Source organism: Alteromonas nitratireducens (assembly GCF_040812025.1).
Taxonomy (GTDB): domain Bacteria; phylum Pseudomonadota; class Gammaproteobacteria; order Enterobacterales; family Alteromonadaceae; genus Alteromonas; species Alteromonas nitratireducens.
On sequence record NZ_JBFNPK010000015.1, the window covers coordinates 79,168 to 95,539 of the forward strand.

Annotated in this window: 15 protein-coding genes; 12 read left to right on the forward strand and 3 right to left on the reverse strand. The window is 52.4% G+C overall.

Going from position 1 to position 16,372, the window contains the following annotated elements; translation table 11 throughout:
* Window positions 1-21: 21 nt before the first annotated feature.
* Window positions 22-528, reverse strand: a complete 507-nt coding sequence (locus AB1N33_RS13080; RefSeq protein WP_411272008.1) for a glycine cleavage system transcriptional repressor — start codon at window positions 526-528, stop codon at window positions 22-24.
* 166 nt (window positions 529-694) lie between these two features.
* Here AB1N33_RS13080 and AB1N33_RS13085 point away from each other — a divergent pair, with 166 nt between their 5' ends.
* From AB1N33_RS13085 to AB1N33_RS13105, 5 genes are all read left to right on the forward strand, one after another.
* Window positions 695-2,851, forward strand: coding sequence for an ABC transporter permease subunit (locus AB1N33_RS13085; RefSeq protein WP_411272009.1), 2,157 nt, complete (start codon window positions 695-697; stop codon window positions 2,849-2,851).
* Window positions 2,844-4,406, forward strand: coding sequence for a phosphate ABC transporter permease PstA (gene pstA, locus AB1N33_RS13090; protein ID WP_411272010.1), 1,563 nt, complete (start codon window positions 2,844-2,846; stop codon window positions 4,404-4,406). Before AB1N33_RS13085 ends, pstA begins: the two co-directional genes overlap by 8 nt.
* Before the next feature lie 6 nt (window positions 4,407-4,412).
* Window positions 4,413-5,219 carry a phosphate ABC transporter ATP-binding protein PstB gene (gene pstB, locus AB1N33_RS13095; protein WP_411272011.1) on the forward strand — a complete coding sequence of 269 codons (807 nt, stop codon included), beginning with the start codon at window positions 4,413-4,415 and terminating at the stop codon, window positions 5,217-5,219.
* Between the two features lie 14 nt (window positions 5,220-5,233).
* Window positions 5,234-5,950 carry a phosphate signaling complex protein PhoU gene (phoU, locus tag AB1N33_RS13100; protein WP_411272012.1) on the forward strand — a complete coding sequence of 239 codons (717 nt, stop codon included), beginning with the start codon at window positions 5,234-5,236 and terminating at the stop codon, window positions 5,948-5,950.
* A gap of 325 nt (window positions 5,951-6,275) precedes the next feature.
* Window positions 6,276-7,547: an inorganic phosphate transporter gene (locus tag AB1N33_RS13105; protein WP_411272013.1), complete on the forward strand. Its 1,272-nt coding sequence runs from the start codon at window positions 6,276-6,278 to the stop codon at window positions 7,545-7,547.
* Window positions 7,548-7,600: 53 nt separating this feature from the next.
* Here AB1N33_RS13105 and AB1N33_RS13110 read toward each other — a convergent pair whose 3' ends face one another.
* A complete protein-coding gene (locus tag AB1N33_RS13110; RefSeq protein WP_411272014.1) occupies window positions 7,601-8,587 on the reverse strand; it encodes a universal stress protein in 987 nt (328 codons plus the stop codon).
* Window positions 8,588-8,761: 174 nt separating this feature from the next.
* Between AB1N33_RS13110 and AB1N33_RS13115 the strand changes: the two genes are divergently transcribed.
* From AB1N33_RS13115 to AB1N33_RS13130, 4 genes are all read left to right on the forward strand, one after another.
* Window positions 8,762-9,670, forward strand: a complete 909-nt coding sequence (locus AB1N33_RS13115) for a hydrogen peroxide-inducible genes activator (RefSeq protein WP_411272015.1) — start codon at window positions 8,762-8,764, stop codon at window positions 9,668-9,670.
* A 91-nt stretch (window positions 9,671-9,761) separates the two neighbouring features.
* Window positions 9,762-10,292 (forward strand): RNA polymerase sigma factor, encoded by a 531-nt coding sequence (locus AB1N33_RS13120; protein ID WP_411272016.1) that lies wholly within the window; start codon window positions 9,762-9,764, stop codon window positions 10,290-10,292.
* 4 nt (window positions 10,293-10,296) lie between these two features.
* Window positions 10,297-10,980: a hypothetical protein gene (locus tag AB1N33_RS13125; protein WP_411272017.1), complete on the forward strand. Its 684-nt coding sequence runs from the start codon at window positions 10,297-10,299 to the stop codon at window positions 10,978-10,980.
* Between the two features lie 13 nt (window positions 10,981-10,993).
* Window positions 10,994-11,917, forward strand: coding sequence for a hypothetical protein (locus AB1N33_RS13130; protein ID WP_411272018.1), 924 nt, complete (start codon window positions 10,994-10,996; stop codon window positions 11,915-11,917).
* Window positions 11,918-11,984: 67 nt separating this feature from the next.
* On the opposite strand, the gene trhA is transcribed toward AB1N33_RS13130, so the two are convergent.
* Window positions 11,985-12,620, reverse strand: coding sequence for a PAQR family membrane homeostasis protein TrhA (gene trhA, locus AB1N33_RS13135; RefSeq protein ID WP_411272019.1), 636 nt, complete (start codon window positions 12,618-12,620; stop codon window positions 11,985-11,987).
* Between the two features lie 193 nt (window positions 12,621-12,813).
* Here trhA and AB1N33_RS13140 point away from each other — a divergent pair, with 193 nt between their 5' ends.
* The 3 genes from AB1N33_RS13140 to AB1N33_RS13150 all read left to right on the forward strand — a co-directional run bounded on the left by AB1N33_RS13140 (window position 12,814) and on the right by AB1N33_RS13150 (window position 16,211).
* Window positions 12,814-13,566, forward strand: coding sequence for a hypothetical protein (locus AB1N33_RS13140; protein WP_411272020.1), 753 nt, complete (start codon window positions 12,814-12,816; stop codon window positions 13,564-13,566).
* Window positions 13,567-13,701: 135 nt separating this feature from the next.
* Window positions 13,702-15,522, forward strand: coding sequence for a M1 family metallopeptidase (locus AB1N33_RS13145; protein ID WP_411272022.1), 1,821 nt, complete (start codon window positions 13,702-13,704; stop codon window positions 15,520-15,522).
* Window positions 15,523-15,917: 395 nt separating this feature from the next.
* Window positions 15,918-16,211: a hypothetical protein gene (locus tag AB1N33_RS13150; RefSeq protein ID WP_411272021.1), complete on the forward strand. Its 294-nt coding sequence runs from the start codon at window positions 15,918-15,920 to the stop codon at window positions 16,209-16,211.
* The last annotated feature ends 161 nt before the right edge of the window (window positions 16,212-16,372 follow it).

The following is a 16,372-nucleotide window of genomic DNA, read 5'->3' on the forward strand; positions in this document are numbered from 1 at the left end:
ACAGTCCTGTGACACCGCCGGTTACATTGTGGTCTGAATATCCACGACCAGGTCGTTGGCCAGCGCTTCAAGAGCCTGCTGCAGCGCGCCATGATCAAAATCATCGGGCACGGCAATTACGGCATTTGCTTTGAACATCAGGCTGCCCCAGTTCGGCGCACTTTCGCAGCGCGACGAGAAGTTGACAATATTCAGATTGAATTCATTCAGTACCGAGGTCAGTTCCTGCACAATGCCGGGCTTGTCGTTGCCCATAATATCAACCGATAACTGCATGGTGTGCGCAGGCTCTGCATTGACGACGGACACGGACTGCACACTCAGTCCCTCAATGGCATCGAGTGCGGCGATCAGCGCGTCATGGTTGTCTTGTGGTACCAGTACCTCGACGAAGCCGGTGAACATACCGGCCATATGCGCAAAGCTGGATCCCTGCCAGTTACCACCATGCTGATAAACCCGTTTCGCGAGTGCGTCGACCAGCCCGGGTTTATCCTTACCCATGATAGTGATGATCAGTGGTTGCATGAAAGACTCCTTGTTAACTGCCAGTAAGCGTTTGCAGGTTGGTATTGTGGTTCAGGTCAGCGTACAATCTTGCACTGACTTATAAAATAACACGAAATTCGGGAGTTAACCTGCAAATCGTGTCACTTTGTCAGACTCAGGAATGAACGCCAGCACTCAACATATAATGCGTCACAGAACGCGCAGGGATAACGCTGTCAGATACGTGGTGACGACGTTTGGTGCCCTGGTGTTACTGACTCTGGTGATTCTTATTTCGCATCTGCTGATGCAGGCACTGCCACTGGCGTTAAGACCCGCACTGACCAGTCCCCAGTCGCTGGTATTCAGTGATGGCCCCGGTGGAGCGCACCTGCTGACGCTGGCTGATGTCGAGGAAGGTCAGCCGCTGGTGGTGCGACAGACGCCCTGTGCACTCACGCTGATGCAGAAGAAAGCGGGCGCACTGGATACCGTACACGACTATAAGCGCCCGTGCGGACATGCATTAAGTGCGATCAGCGACCAGGGCCGAAACTACCTGGTAGATATCTCGACAAATGGCCTGGTGCGCATCGATGCAGTGCGCGATCTTACTCTGACCTCGACCAGTCCGGTCACAACCCGCTCGTACGAAACCACCTTTGGCGCCGCTCAGGGGGCCACGGGCAGCCTGTCTTTTTCATTGCCCCGCGACATCTGGGCGGCGCGCGTGTCCTGGTCGGTGTCATTATCATCGCAGTGGGCCGTGGTGACGGTGAAAACTGCTGATACCGTGCTGGTGCGCTGGGTAAACCGGCAGGATCCTACGACCATTTCAGACCAGTATTTTTCCCCCTCCACTGCCGTAAAGCCGTTGCCCGGCGTTATGCAGACAGTAACCTATGACCAGCAACAACTGGCCTTTCATTCGCTGCGCGAGGGGCAGGTTAACGTGGTCTCACTGCCTGAGCCTATGACCTGGTGGCAAAGCCTGGAGAAAGATCGCAGCCTGTTTATTGCGGACAGCAGCGGACTGGTTACCCGTTGGGTGCTGCGGGCGGAAAACGGCATCCTGACGTTTGCGCCTACATACCATTTGTCGCTGGGCAAGAATGAACAGCCCAGAGCACTGCGCGCCCATGCCAGCGTGAATGCGCTGGCTATGCTCACCAGCGCGCAGCGGGTGCTGCTGATAAACCGCGTGTCCGGTGAACAGGTGACAACCCTGTCACTGCCAGAGCCGCACACCGATATTGCGTGGTTCGGAAACCGCCTGTATGCAGCGGGCACCGAGACGGTAACCGCATGGACGGTGAAATACCTGAGTGGGATCACCACCTGGTCATCGCTGTTTGAACCCCAGGAATACGAGGGCTATCCAACGGCTGATATGGTCTGGCAGACTACCAATGCGTCGGATTATCTGGAAGCCAAATACAGTCTGACACCGTTGTTAATTGGCAGCCTGAAGGCGTCATTACTGGCGTTACTGGTGGCCATCCCGGTCGCTGTCAGTGCGGCGGTCTACACCGCGTTCTTTGCTGATAACCGGCTGCGTCAGGTGCTTAAACCGGCGATTGAAATGCTGGAGGCGATTCCCAGCGTACTGATTGGTTTTATTGCGGCAATCTGGTTGTCGCCGGTGGCGGAACAGTTTTTGTTTTCGTTTGTGTTTGTCATTGTGCTTGCACCACTGGTGCTGCTGGGTGTGGCGGCACTTCATCATACGCTGACGCCGGTGGTGTCGGCGCCCGTTCGTCACGTGATGCGCATTACCGGCAGTATCGCGCTGGTGCTGGGGCTGGGCTATCTCAGCATCCAGTGGTCACCGTGGCTGACAGATGTACTGTTTGGCGCGGCTAATGTCGGGGCGCTGGATAATGAGTCGGCAAGCCCGGTTGGCAAAACAACCCTGGTTGTCGCCATTGCACTGGGCGTGGCGATTTCACCGAGCATTTACTCGCTTGCCGAAGACGCCATAAGCGGGGTACCTGATTCATTAAAGCATGCCTCGTACGCACTGGGGGCAACCCGGCTGCAAACACTGCGTCATGTCGTGATGCATGTTGCAATGCCCGGTATTCTGGCGGCGATCATGCTGGGCTTTGGCCGTGCATTTGGCGAGACGATGATCGTTCTGATGGTAACCGGTAACACGCCCATCGCCAGCTGGAGTTTGTTTGACGGGCTACGGGCGATGACGGCTAACCTGGCCATCGAACTGCCCGAGGCGGATGCGTCCGGAACGCACTACCATATTCTGTTTTTTACAGCCTGTATTCTGTTTGCCTTTACGTTTGTCGTGAACACACTGGCCGAGTTTCTGCGTCGCCGGTTAAGGAGAAATGCACGCTATGGCTGAGTTTCTCCGACACATCACAACTTCCGCGCAGCGTCAGTCGTTTGTGGTTAATCTGAGCGCTTTTTTATGCAGCCTGTTGCTGTTAGTGCTGATAAGCATTCTGACGCTGATTATTGTGCGTGGTACAGGCTATTTCTGGCCCCAGCCGGTGATGGAAGTCACCTATACAGACCAGCGAGGTCTGCACAGTGTGTACGCCCGCACCCAGGCTTTTGATGAAAACAGCAGCCAGGTCTGGCGGGTGAATTTCAGTGATCAGGCGTTTCCGTTTGGCAGCCGGCTGCTGCTGGAACCGGCTCAGGTGGTCGCGCAGGAGGTGGCCATTGACGCGGCCGCAGTACACCTTAATGACGGCCGGGTGATGCTGGCGCGGCCGGAATCTGTGGTAACACCCGACGGACAGTTTGCGGGTATGAACCGCTATCAGACTGCACATCAGGCTGTTGCGCGTGTGCTTGAGCAGATTGAACAGATACGGGTGACGCAACTGGCCCCCATCCATGAACAACTGGCGGAATATGATAGGCGCGATGTTGAGCAGGACGCGCCAGCCCGCGATAAGTTGCGGCAGGCTTTTGACCGCTGGCACAGCCGGGTGCTTGAACTTGAGCAGCAGCGCGACAGTTACCGACTGCGCCTGCGCTTCGCTGATAATGCGCCGTATGAGCTGGCACTCGCGGACATTGCCAGCATCGATTTTGTCGGGCAACTGTCGGTTGCCGGTAAACTGGGCGTGGTATTCAGCAACATCGGGGTGTTTCTGACCGAGTCGCCCAAGCAGGCTAATACCTCTGGCGGTGTTTACCCGGCCCTGTTTGGTACGGTACTGATGGTATTTCTTATGACCATTATCGTTACCCCGTTTGGTGTGCTTGCCGCCGTTTATCTGAGTGAATACGCGCCGGACAATACGTTCACTGCCGCTATTCGCATCAGTGTCAGTAACATGGCCGGGGTACCGTCTATTGTCTACGGGGTTTTTGGACTGGGCTTTTTCGTTTACACCGTGGGGGGCAGCATTGATGCGTTATTTTTTGCCGATCGTCTGCCTGCCCCGACCATGGGAACACCGGGCGTATTCTGGGCCTCGCTGACCATGGCATTGCTCACGCTGCCGGTGGTGATTGTGGCTACCGAAGAGGGACTGCGGCGTGTGCCGGAAGGCCTGAAGGCGGGCAGTTACGCCTTGGGTGCGACCAAAGCCGAAACCCTGTTTTATACCATTTTGCCGATCGCATCCCCGGGCATCATGACCGGGGTTATTCTTGCGATAGCGCGGGCGGCGGGTGAAGTGGCGCCGCTGATGCTGGTCGGGGCGGTGAAGTTTGCACCTAATCTGCCGGTCGATGGTGAGTTCCCTTATTTGCACCTGGATCGGCAGTTTATGCATCTCGGGGTACTCATTTACGACGGGGCCTTCCACAGCCAGACAGACGCGAAGGGCGCGCCGATGATGTTTGCGGCCTGTCTGCTACTGTTGCTGGTTGTGTTTGTATTGAATATTCTGGCAGCGCTGCTGCGAACCAGGTTAAGAAAACGCTATTTAATCGGATAGGGCGTCATGCTGAAGTTATTTGAACACAATACGCTGGATGTCAATGCGCTGAGTGACGAGCAAACCGCCATTGAGGTGCGCAACCTCAATTTGTGGTTTGGTCATAAACACGTGTTACACGATATCAGTATGCGGATCCCGAAAAACTGCATTACGTCACTGATCGGCCAGAGTGGCTGTGGCAAGTCCACCCTCGTCTCCAGTTTCAACCGTCTGAATGATTTACATGCGGAATGCCACTATGACGGTAAAATCATCATTGATGGCCGAAATATCAACAGCAAGCGGGAAAATGTTTCGCGGCTGCGAACCAAGGTCGGCATGGTATTTCAGCGACCTAATCCGTTCCCGATGAGTATTTATGACAATGTGTGTTACGGGCTGCGCCTGCAGGGCGTGAGAACCCGTCGTCATCTCGATGACGCCGTAGAAAGCGCACTAAAAGAAGCGGCGTTGTGGGAAGAGGTCAGGGACCGGCTGTTTGAGTCGGCGCATATTCTCTCTGGTGGTCAGCAGCAACGTCTGGTGATAGCGCGGGCACTGGCCCTGAAGCCGGAAATCCTGCTGCTGGATGAGCCAACTTCGGCACTCGACCCGCTGACAACCCTGTTTATTGAGGAGCTGATGGCGCAACTCAAGTCGCGATGTACTATCGTTATTGTCACGCACAACATGCAGCAGGCAGCGCGGGTGTCTGATTACACGGCATTTTTGCACCAGGGACAGCTGGTGGAATATACCGATAGTGACAGTCTGTTCACTATGCCTGAGAAAAAACAGACAGAAGATTATATTACCGGCCGTTACGGCTGAAGCAGGAGTGAGCCATGCGACAGGTTGCTATTAATACGCACATTTCCGGTAACTTTAATACGGAGCTGGAAAACCTGAGAAACTCCGTACTGACCATGGGCGGAGAGGTTGAGCAGCAGTTGCACGACACACTGCGCGCGATCAAGGAAAATAACGGCGGGCTGGCTGAAAAGGTCGTACTGAACGACATCAAGGTAAATTCGATGGAGATGCAGATTGACCAGGAATGTCTGCGTATTATTGCCAAACGCCACCCCACCGCCAGTGATCTCCGTCTTATCATGACCATTTCCAAAGCCATCACTGACATTGAGCGCATGGGTGATGAGATTGAGCGTATAGCTAAACTGGTCACCAAGAACAAATTACCGGTGTCCGAAACCATTAAAAGCAGCATGCTGCTGATTGGTGATCGTGTCGCCGCCATGATGCGTGGCACGTTTGATGCCTTTGCCCGTCAGGACGGTGAGGCTGCGCTGAAGGTGTATGACCAGGACAACCGGATCGACAGTGAATACAAAAAGCTGCTGACATTCACCACGGCTGAAATGGAGAAGACCACCGACGATATGGAAGACTGGCTCGACGTACTGTGGTCGCTGCGCTCGCTGGAACGTATTGGTGATCGCTGCAAAAACCTGTGTGAGTACGTCGTGTCGCTGACTGAAGGAAAAGACGTGCGCCACAGCACCCTCGAATCGATGCAGAAAAAGATTGATGCACTGTCATAAGCCGCTGTTTTTTTCGCCTTCCGGTTATCCCTTCACGTTTAATGTGAGCGAAATGTCACAAAACTGACATATTTGTTTCAATTATCGACAGTTTATGTAGACAGGTGTGCTTTTTGTGTTTTTTCGATCATTTAACCCTATGGTTGGCTTTACGATTACGTTATTATTCGCCGCAGCCAAAACTGCTTAGTATAAAAAATACGCTATGAGTACAAGAATTAACCGTCAGGTGCGAAACCCGGTGTTAGCCTCAGAGCGATGTTGTAATGTGTATTTGCCGGTGACCACGCCGGGACTTAATCGCGGTTAATACAGGAGCGATTTCGTGGAATTTTTTGAAAGTTATGGGCTTATACTGATCATTCTTGCCGCAACTGTCGGTTTTGTAATGGCATGGGGAATTGGTGCGAATGATGTCGCCAATGCCATGGGAACATCAGTCGGTTCCAAAGCGCTGACGATCAAGCAGGCGATCATCATTGCGATGATCTTTGAATTTGCCGGAGCCTACCTTGCCGGTGGAGAGGTCACTTCTACGATCCGTAAAGGGATCATTGACCCTGCGTTCTTCAGTAGCATTCCAGAATATCTGGTACTGGGTATGATTGCCTCGTTGCTGGCTGCCGGGATTTGGCTGGCAGTAGCGTCCTGGCTTGGATGGCCGGTTTCTACCACACACTCGATTATCGGTGCCATTATCGGTTTTACCGCCACGGGTGTCAGTATGGATGCCGTTGCCTGGGGCAAAGTCGGTGAAATTGTGGGTAGCTGGATCATCACGCCGGCGATTTCGGGTGTTATTGCCTATCTCATTTTTATGAGCGCGCAGCGTCTGATTTTCAGCACCGCTACACCGTTTGCCAATGCGAAACGGTATGTACCGTTATACATGGCGCTGGCCGGCTTTATCATGTCGCTGGTCACCATCAAGAAAGGTCTTAAGCATGTCGGGCTCGAGCTGAGCAGTGTTAATGGCTATCTGCTGGCGATTGCTATTGCCGTCATCCTGGCTGTTGTGGGTAAAGCCTTTATCGGCCGCATGACGTTTAACGAATCGCATAATGCCGATGTACAAACCGCCAACATCGAGAAAGTGTTTGCGCTGTTGATGGTGGTTACCGCGTGCTGTATGGCGTTTGCTCATGGTTCAAACGACGTTGCTAACGCGATTGGTCCACTGGCAGCGGTTGTGAGTGTGGTAACCTCTGGTGGCGAAATTAACGCCAGCGCGAAACTGGCTCCCTGGATCCTGCCGCTCGGCGGTCTGGGTATTGTTGCCGGTCTGGCCCTATTCGGACATCGCGTGATTAAAACCATCGGGCAGGGTATTACTCACCTCACCCCCAGCCGAGGCTTTGCAGCTGAGCTGGCGGCGGCCTGTACGGTTGTGATTGCGTCAGGCACCGGTCTGCCTATTTCAACCACACAAACCCTGGTTGGTGCGGTGCTCGGCGTTGGCCTTGCCCGTGGTGTATCGGCACTGAACTTAGGCATTGTGCGCAATATCGTGGTGTCGTGGATTATTACGCTGCCAGCCGGCGCCATCCTCTCGATTATCTTCTTCTACGTGCTGAAAGCGTCCTTTGGCGTAGCCTGATAGCGGCACAGTGAACAAAAAAAGCGCGCCTTGTGGCGCGCTTTTTTGTTGCTTCAGACCGGGCTGTCCGGCGCCAGCGGAGAGACAAAGCCCTGTGGCTTAATGCCTAACACGGCGCAGTCTATGTGGTTGAAGGTTTCCTCGGCGGTGCCGCCCATAATAAAGCCGGGCACGCCCAGCCGCGCTACCGTGCCCATCACCAGCACATCGGCATTCAGCGAGGCGGAGGTAGCGGCAATTTCGCGACGAGGATAGCCATGCACAATATGACGCTGGGGTTTGAGATAATTAATTACCTCTGGCTCCAGTTCTTTTTCCAGCTCACCCAGCAACCGGTCGAGCTCCTGCTCGCGCTCATCATGAATTTTCGCCAGATCGCTTTCCATGCGGTCTTCATCCACAGAGATGAACCCGTCCCGCAGAATTTTATCCGGCACGGCATCAAACACATGCACAATGTGCAGCTGTGCAAACTCGAGTAAGGCAACCTGTGTTGCCGTGCGCAGGATATCCATATTAAGTGACTTTCTGACTGAGATTTCATGCTCAGGGTAGTGATAACTAAGATCCAGCGCGGCCACCACCGATTTATATTTTCTGGGTTTATTACGGTGGATGATCCATACCGCGCACGGACATTTACGCAGCAGACGCATGTCATCGCCGCCAAACACCCGATCCAGAAAATCATCGTCAGACAGCTTAACCACCAGATCGATATTGCGTTTGACCACGGTGCTGACTACATCAATCAGGGGCTGGCCAATTTTTACCACGGTGGTAACCGGATACTGTGTGGTAATTTTTGCTTTTTGTTCTGCCAGCCAGTTTTCCGCGGCAGTTTGCATCGACTGCTCCGAGTCAATGTAGGAAAACGACTCCATCACAATACTGGCATTGGGAGGCAATGCCTCGAGTGCCAGCATAATCGTCAGCGCGGCCTGATGGCTTTTGGCAATATGAATCGCCTGTTCAATCAGTTCGTTCTGGTCGTGGGTGTCATTTAAGACGCACAGAATGTGCTTAAAGTGCCCCTTCATTGCTTCTCCATGTTGTTTGTTCTTGTTACACCGTTCATGCCTGTCACATTACCAGAGTATAGGTGAAAAGTGGCAGTGCTATTTCAGCATTACGCGGTGACGGGACAGACGGTTGAAAGGCTTCTAATCTTCATGATAGATTAAAAATCAGGTATTCAATCTAAATGGTTAACCATGAAGTGGCCAAATCTTAAACATCTTCATTATCTTGTCACGCTGCATCAGGAGCAGCATTTTCATCGCGCTGCACAACGCTGCAATGTCAGCCAGTCTACCCTGAGTACCGCTATTCAGAATCTGGAAGAACATTTCGGCAGCCAGCTACTTGAGCGCGAGCATAAAACCTTTGTGTTCACCTCACTGGGACTGGAAGTCGTGGAACGCAGTAAAAGTTTATTGCACGATGCGGCGGAACTGGTGGAGTTTGCCCAGAATGCGGGGAACTGGCAGCGGGGTAAAGTGAAAATGGGCGTTATTCCCACTATTGCCCCCTTTCTGTTTGAAGGCATGATTGGGGCATTCAATGCGTTTTTGCCTGATATTCAGCTGGAACTTCAGGAAGACACGACAGAAAACCTGCTGATGCAGTTAACCGACGGTCGTCTGGACGTGCTGATCCTGGCTCTGCCGATGGATACCCCGGGCTGCAAGAAAATGGTGCTTGGCCATGACCCCTTCCACCTGATTGCACATAAGGAAATGGCCAGCAGTATTCCGGAGCCGGTAGATATTTCGTCATTGCCGAAAAAGAGTGTGTTTTTGCTGCAGCAGGAGCACTGCATGACCGGCCACGCGGTGAGTGCGTGCAATATTCAGCATAGCGAGCAGGTCAGCAGCGTTGCGGCAAGCAGTCTGTATACGCTGGTTCAGCTGGCGAACAGTAAACTGGGCTACACCTTTTTACCTGAGCTGGCGCTGAATCAGAACATTCTCGAACATACCGATCTCAAGGCGTTTGCGGCAGAAGACAAAGCATATCGCGAAATAGGCCTGGTGTGGCGAAGCGGCACCACCCGGATGCAGCTTTTCCGTCGCATTGGTGAAATTATTTCGCCGTTGCTGCCAATTCCTACCCTTAAATAAAAAAAGGCGAAGAAGCATCAAACTTTTTCGCCTCTCTTCCCGACTATAGTCATAACTTAAAAACACTCACACTACTTTTGCGGGGAACGCTGTGTTTGAAGCACGGGATGAGCGGCTGGTAGAGAAAGCGAAAGCGGGACACCGAAAAGCGTGGATGACGCTGCTAAAACGGTATGAGAGTCCGGTTTATCATTATGCCATTCGCATGACAGGTAATACCCATGATGCCTCGGATCTGATGCAGGACATCTTTTTGTCGGTATTTCGCAGTCTCGATAATTATCGTGGTGACGGGGAGTTTCGCGCCTGGCTATTCAGGATAGCGCATTTTCGCTGCATGGAGTTTTACCGGCGTAAACGTCCCCAGCAGGGGCTCGATGACGTACCCGAGGCAGCTTCGGAGGCGCCGTGTCCTGAAATGCAACTGCACGGGTCACAGGAGACCGCGGCACTCACCCGCGCCATGCAGACACTGCCGCTATCGCAAAAGGCGGTCGTCGAACTGAAATTTTTTGGTCAGTTTACCTTTGAGGATATCGCACTGCAGCTTGGGATCTCCGCCAATACGGCGAAGTCGCGACTGTACAGCGCCCTGACTAAACTGAAACTGGAGTTGGAGTAAGCACATGACAGACTCTCAACATGAAGCCTTACTGGCAGCCTGGCTGGATGGTGAATTAACCGAAGCGCAGCGGCGTCAGTTTGAAGCGTTGTGCACCTCGGATGCGGCGTTTGCCCGCCAGGTTGAAGCGGCAAACCGGATCAGCGATATGGCATCGACCTACACCACTTTTGCGGTGCCTCACTGGAACAGGGAAGCCACCTTTACGCCGACGCCACGCAACCGCTGGTGGCAATGGCAGGGGCTGCCCGTTGCGTCCATGGCCATGTCGGCACTGGCGCTGGTCATGGTGGTGACCGGGTTCCGCGTGGATATTCGTGACGATAGGGTGTCACTGGGCTTTGGCAGCAGTCAGCCGGATCCCGCACAGATAACCGCGCTTATCGACAGCCGCGTGCAACAGTATCAGCAGGCGAATCAGCAGCTGTTTGCTCAGTACACGGATGCGCTGGCACAACAACAGCGGCAGTCTGGCGCGGAGCTGACAGAATATCTGCTGTCATCAAGTCGTCAGGAGCGCCGCGAGGATTTCGCTGAACTGGTGAAATTTATCAATCAGCAGCGCAGCGACGATCAGCGTTTTTATGCACGTCAGCTAAACCATCTGCAACAGGAAATCTCGGCACTGGAAAACGGGCAGGCAATTACACCGCTGGTACCGTTCACCGGACCGTCTGATGATGAATAACCGGAGTCTTATCATGAGAAAATTACTATTGACCGCCTTACTGGCGAGCCCACTGGCCGCACTGGGTGCTGTGAACAGCGCAAAGATGGCAACCCTGAACGATGAGCTGGAAATTATGGAAAGCGTTATCGATACCGCGCTGAAGCAAAACATTGGCCGTGACGGCTGGCGTTACCGTAGTCTTGAGACTACCTACCTGGCAGGCCAGGGTGTGGTCTTTAATGTCAATGTTGGTGGTGGCGTTACCCAGTTCTTCTCGTTTACCTCTGATGGCCTTTCCAGCATGATGCAGGTGCCGCCGATCCCGCCGGTTCCGCCTGTGATCATCAGCGGTGAAAACGGCATAGAAGTCGAAATTGATGAAGACTGGGAAGCGTTTGCCGAGGAAACCAGCCGTCAGCTGAGTCAGGTTTTTCGTGAGGCGAATTCACAGTTGCATGATTTACGTGATCAGGAGCATGAACTCGCCTGGGAAAAGCGCGACCTGGAGCGCCGTAAGCGTGACTTAAACTTTGAATCAAGACAAGCCGATGCGGAACGTCGCAAGGAGATTGAGCAGGAGCTCAAAGCGATTAACGAGGAAGCCGCTCGACTTGAAAAGCGGGAAAAGGAATTGGCGGCGTTTTCTGCGGAGCTTGAGCAGGAGCAAAAAGCCAGAATTGAGAAACAAAAAGAAGCCCGTGACAAGGCCTATAAACAGTTTCTTTCGCGCTTTGAAACCAGTATTGGTGAAACACTGTGCCGTTTTGGCGCGGGGTTACGTGAACTGGATGACGCCGAACACGTGAGCTTTGTGATCAGTAACTTTGTACAGAGCGATAAAGGCAAGGCGCGCGATAAGGTGTATGTGTTCAGTAAGCAAAAGATAAAAGCCTGCGTGCAGGAGAAAATTGACGCAACGGCCTTATTATCATCGGCTGACAGTTACGCCTTTTAATGTCTGGTAACGTGGCGACCTGCACGGGTCGCCACGTGAATGTCAGGATGAAACCGGTTACCCGGTGTTATACCACGAAAAAGTAAATCGAAAAGTAGTGACAGCTGCAGCCACCCAGCACAAACAGATGCCAGATAGCATGGGTATATTTGACCCGTTTCGCTACATAAAATAACACGCCGATACTGAAACACAGTCCCCCGCCAACGAGTAACCATAAGCCGGCGCCGGGCAAGGCCAGATAAAGCGGGTAAATCAGGCCCAGCGCGATCCAGCCCATTAACAGGTAGGTCATTACCGAAATTTTCGGAAAGCGGTGCTGTGCAATCAGTTTAAATGCGACGCCACCGACGGCCAGACTCCAGATTACGGCAGTCATGGTTATGCCCAGCCAGCCTCCAATGGACACCAGCAGTAAGGGGGTATAGGTGCCGGCAATCAGCAGGTAAATCGCACTGTGATCAAACAGTTTGAGTATGCCCTTGGCTTTATCATGGGCAATGGCGTGATACAGCGTTGAGCTCAGAAACATCAGGATAAGGGTTGAGCCATAAATGGCCGCTGCGGTGATGGTCAGAGGGTCGTCGGCACGAAACAGCATGAATACCAGTCCCACTACCGCAGCAATAAAGCCAAGGCCGTGGGTAATGCTGTTCATCCATTCCTCCAGTACAGAATAGGCGCGCTTCGTCATTGTGTTCATGCTCGTTCCCGGATTTGGTTCATGCTTACATTTTAGATTTTGAGCGTACACTTGTACACCAGAAAATCATGTCAGTTCTGTGACAAAGTTGTAAGGATTGTGCGACGTAACCGTGCTTATGTCGACAACATCACTTACAATCGGGGAAGATGGTTGGGGCGGATATCCCTGGTTTTTTAGTTGTGAGAAGGCGATGAGAAAGCAGATCTGGCTTTGGGTAATGTCTGGCGTCATGGTATTTGCCAACGTCGTAATGGCTGATCGCCTGTCCCCTGACAACTATGTTATCAGCGTGAACAGCTTTTATGGTCGCGGCGAAGTGAAAGCGGTAACCGAAACCCTGTTCACCACCATGTATGCTCCCCTTAACATTACCCCGCAGTTTCGTTATTTCCCCTCGATGCGCGGCCTTCAGGCTGCCGATCGTTTTGAAACAGACGCCGAGGCCGGTCGGGTACCCGAGGTGGCGCAGCAGTATCCCAATCTGCTCGCGGTTCCCGAACCGATGATACAGCATGAAGTGTACTGGTTTTGTACCCGAGAATCACAGTGCCGCTGGGATAATGAGCAATTATACGCGGTTCCCGGGGGCTTTCATGCTGCCCGCAAATACTGTGAAAGCCACCAGTTGAACTGCCTGTTCGAACATGAACTGCCGTTTATGGCATCGCTGCTGAGTAACAGGGCTGTCGATGCCCTGATTGGCAATAAAAAACTGCTGATGAATTACTTTTGTCAGAGTGACCAGTCGCGGGTGTACTACCGTGAAGTGCCGGATTTGCACGTGGTCAGTTATCACCTGGTTAACGTGCGTCATCAGGACAAGATCCCGGCGCTTGCCGCGTCGATAAAGCGCATGCACGAACGCGGCGACTTCACCCGGTTTGTGGCGTTTCTGGATGAAGAACCGGCGCAGTGCAGCACGGCATTTATCGCATTGCCGTAAACCGACAGTCTGGCGTGATGAATGCGCATGCGATTTTGCTCCAATGTCTGATACGATGGTGGCGTAAAAACAATAACTACGGACCTACGTATGAAATCCCTACTTGTCACTTTTATGCTGGCCTTCGCCGTTGCTATGGCCACGCCTGCTGTACAGGCATCAGAGCATGCCGCCGGCGACATCCAGTCCGGTAAAGACTATCACTCGTTTTCTAATCCCGATGAGGTTGTTGTTACCCATCTCGACCTGGATCTGACCGCTGACTTTGCCCGCCGCGTTCTGTCCGGTAAAGCCGTTGTCACCTATAAAAAGCTGAATGAGAGCGCCGAAACCCTGATCCTTGATACCCGTGAACTGGCCATCAAATCAGTGCGTGCTGGCGGCGCAGACGTGCCGTTCAGGCTGGGCAATACCGATCCTGCCATGGGTACGCCACTGATGATTTCGTTGCCGAAAGACGGCAACAAGGTGACTATCAGCTACGAGACTTCACCGTCAGCCTCGGGTGTGCAATGGTTAACGCCGCAGCAAACCGCAGGCAAACAGCATCCGTTTTTGTTTACGCAGGCTCAGGCCACCCACGCCCGCAGCTTTATTCCGCTGCAGGATTCGCCCAAGGTACGGGTTACCTATAATGCGGTGATCCATACCCCTGAAGCCCTGCTTGCGGTGATGAGCGCTGCGAATACGCCAGACACACCGCGTGATGGTGAGTACCATTTTGCAATGCCTCAGCCCATTCCGTCATACCTGATTGCACTGGCAATTGGCGATTTGTCGTTCAAAGCGATGGGGGAGCGCACCGGTGTTTATGCCGAACCGTCTATGCTTAACGCCGCAGCAAAAGAGTTTGAAGATACCGAGGCCATGCTGGAAGCAACCGAGCAGCGTTATGGCCCGTACAGCTGGGATCGTTACGACCTGCTGATTCTGCCGCCGTCATTCCCGTTTGGTGGTATGGAAAACCCACGCCTGTCGTTCATTACGCCCACCGTTATTGCCGGTGATAAAAGCCTGGTGTCACTGATTGCCCACGAACTGGCGCACAGCTGGTCAGGGAATACCGTAACCAATGCAACCTGGCGCGATTTGTGGCTTAACGAAGGGTTCACTACGTATCTGACCTACCGCATTATGGAAATGATTTATGGTCATGAGCGCTACAAAAAAGAGGCGGTGCTGGGGTATCAGGACCTGCTGGCCGACATCGAGGCGCTGCCAGAAAACGATCAGATTCTGGCAATTGATTTGCGCGGTCGCAGTGCGGACGATGTGTTTTCTAACATTCCGTACGAGAAAGGGGCCTTATTTTTGCGCGAAATTGAGCAAAACGTTGGCCGTGAAAACTTTGATGCGTTCCTGATGCAGTATTTCAGTGACTTCGCGTTCCAGAGCATTACCACCGATACCTTCATTGATTATCTGGACAAGACCCTGCTGGCTGCTTATCCGGACAAGCTGGACAAAGCCCGTATTCACGCCTGGATTTTCGAACCGGGGATCCCGGCGGGCGCCCCGGTACCTGAGTCGGATGCATTTGAAAAAATCGATGCGACCCGCACTGCCTGGCTGAGTGGCGATCTGGCCGCAAAGGCTATTTCTACCCGTGACTGGACGGTGCATGAGTGGCTGTACTTTTTAAACAATATGCCTGATGCGCTAAGCACTGCGCAGCTTAACGAGCTGGATGCCGCGTTTGACCTGACAAAGAGCCGTAACAACGAAATTTCGCACAGCTGGCTGATGATTGCCGTGCATAACCAGTACAAACCGGCGTACCCGCGTCTGCATGATTATCTGGTCAGCATTGGCCGTAATAAACTGGTCAGGCCGCTATATCGTGAGCTGGTGAAAACCAAAGAGGGTAAAGCGTTTGCGAAAAAAGCGTTTGAGGAAGCCAGACCGGGCTACCATCCGCTGACGATTAAAGCCAACGAAGGCTTTTTTGAGCAATAAGCGTTAACTTACGCATAGTTGAAAATAACAAAGCCTGACGCGTGTCAGGCTTTGTTATAATAGTCAGTGGTTGCTGATACTAATCGAAGAAACTCGTCATTGCGGCGCAGGCCGCAACCTCTCAAACATCATTGTTACTCTGTTCAAATTAAAGAAAGCGATAAGTCGCACTAAATTGGAGTGAATTCTGATATCAGACTATTGCGCGATGGACGATACCATTGTTTGAGTTTCTTCTCTCAAAATAGCGGCTCCCATATCCGGGAACAGCTCAAAGTACACAAATTTGGGTAAGTTATATTGAACACTACAGCCTTCAGGCGGCTTAACGTGGTTATTAGGTGCCTTAATATCTGTACCAATGCGATGGAAACTTGTGAAACACTGTAGCCTGTATGGCTCGAACAAAACTCAAACGTCTGGTTATAAATAACAAAAAGGCATGTACTAACGCGCTTAACAAAATAAAGAAAATTAATACTGAGACAGTCGTTATTATTGCCCCAGCTGCCAGCCAGAACCCATTATCAACCTGTCTGATAGGTATATCAGGAGCAATAGGAAGCCAAGCTAAAATCTTCTCCTCATACTTTGCCATGATAAATCGGCCAACTAGCAGCCCAGCTATCAAAAATAAGGCAATCTCAGCCTGTTTTATTTTCTTTAGCTTGTGGAAATTCATCATTTGACTCAACTAACCTAGGCTCTTAACGCCCTAATCAGCCAAGCCGTTGTAAACCTCCCCTAATTAGTTACACCCATAATTAGAGGTTTCGGCCAGTTCATGCTTGGTTAAATATTCCCATGGTGTCAGATCATTCAGCGCATCATGTGGGCGCTCTTCGTTGTA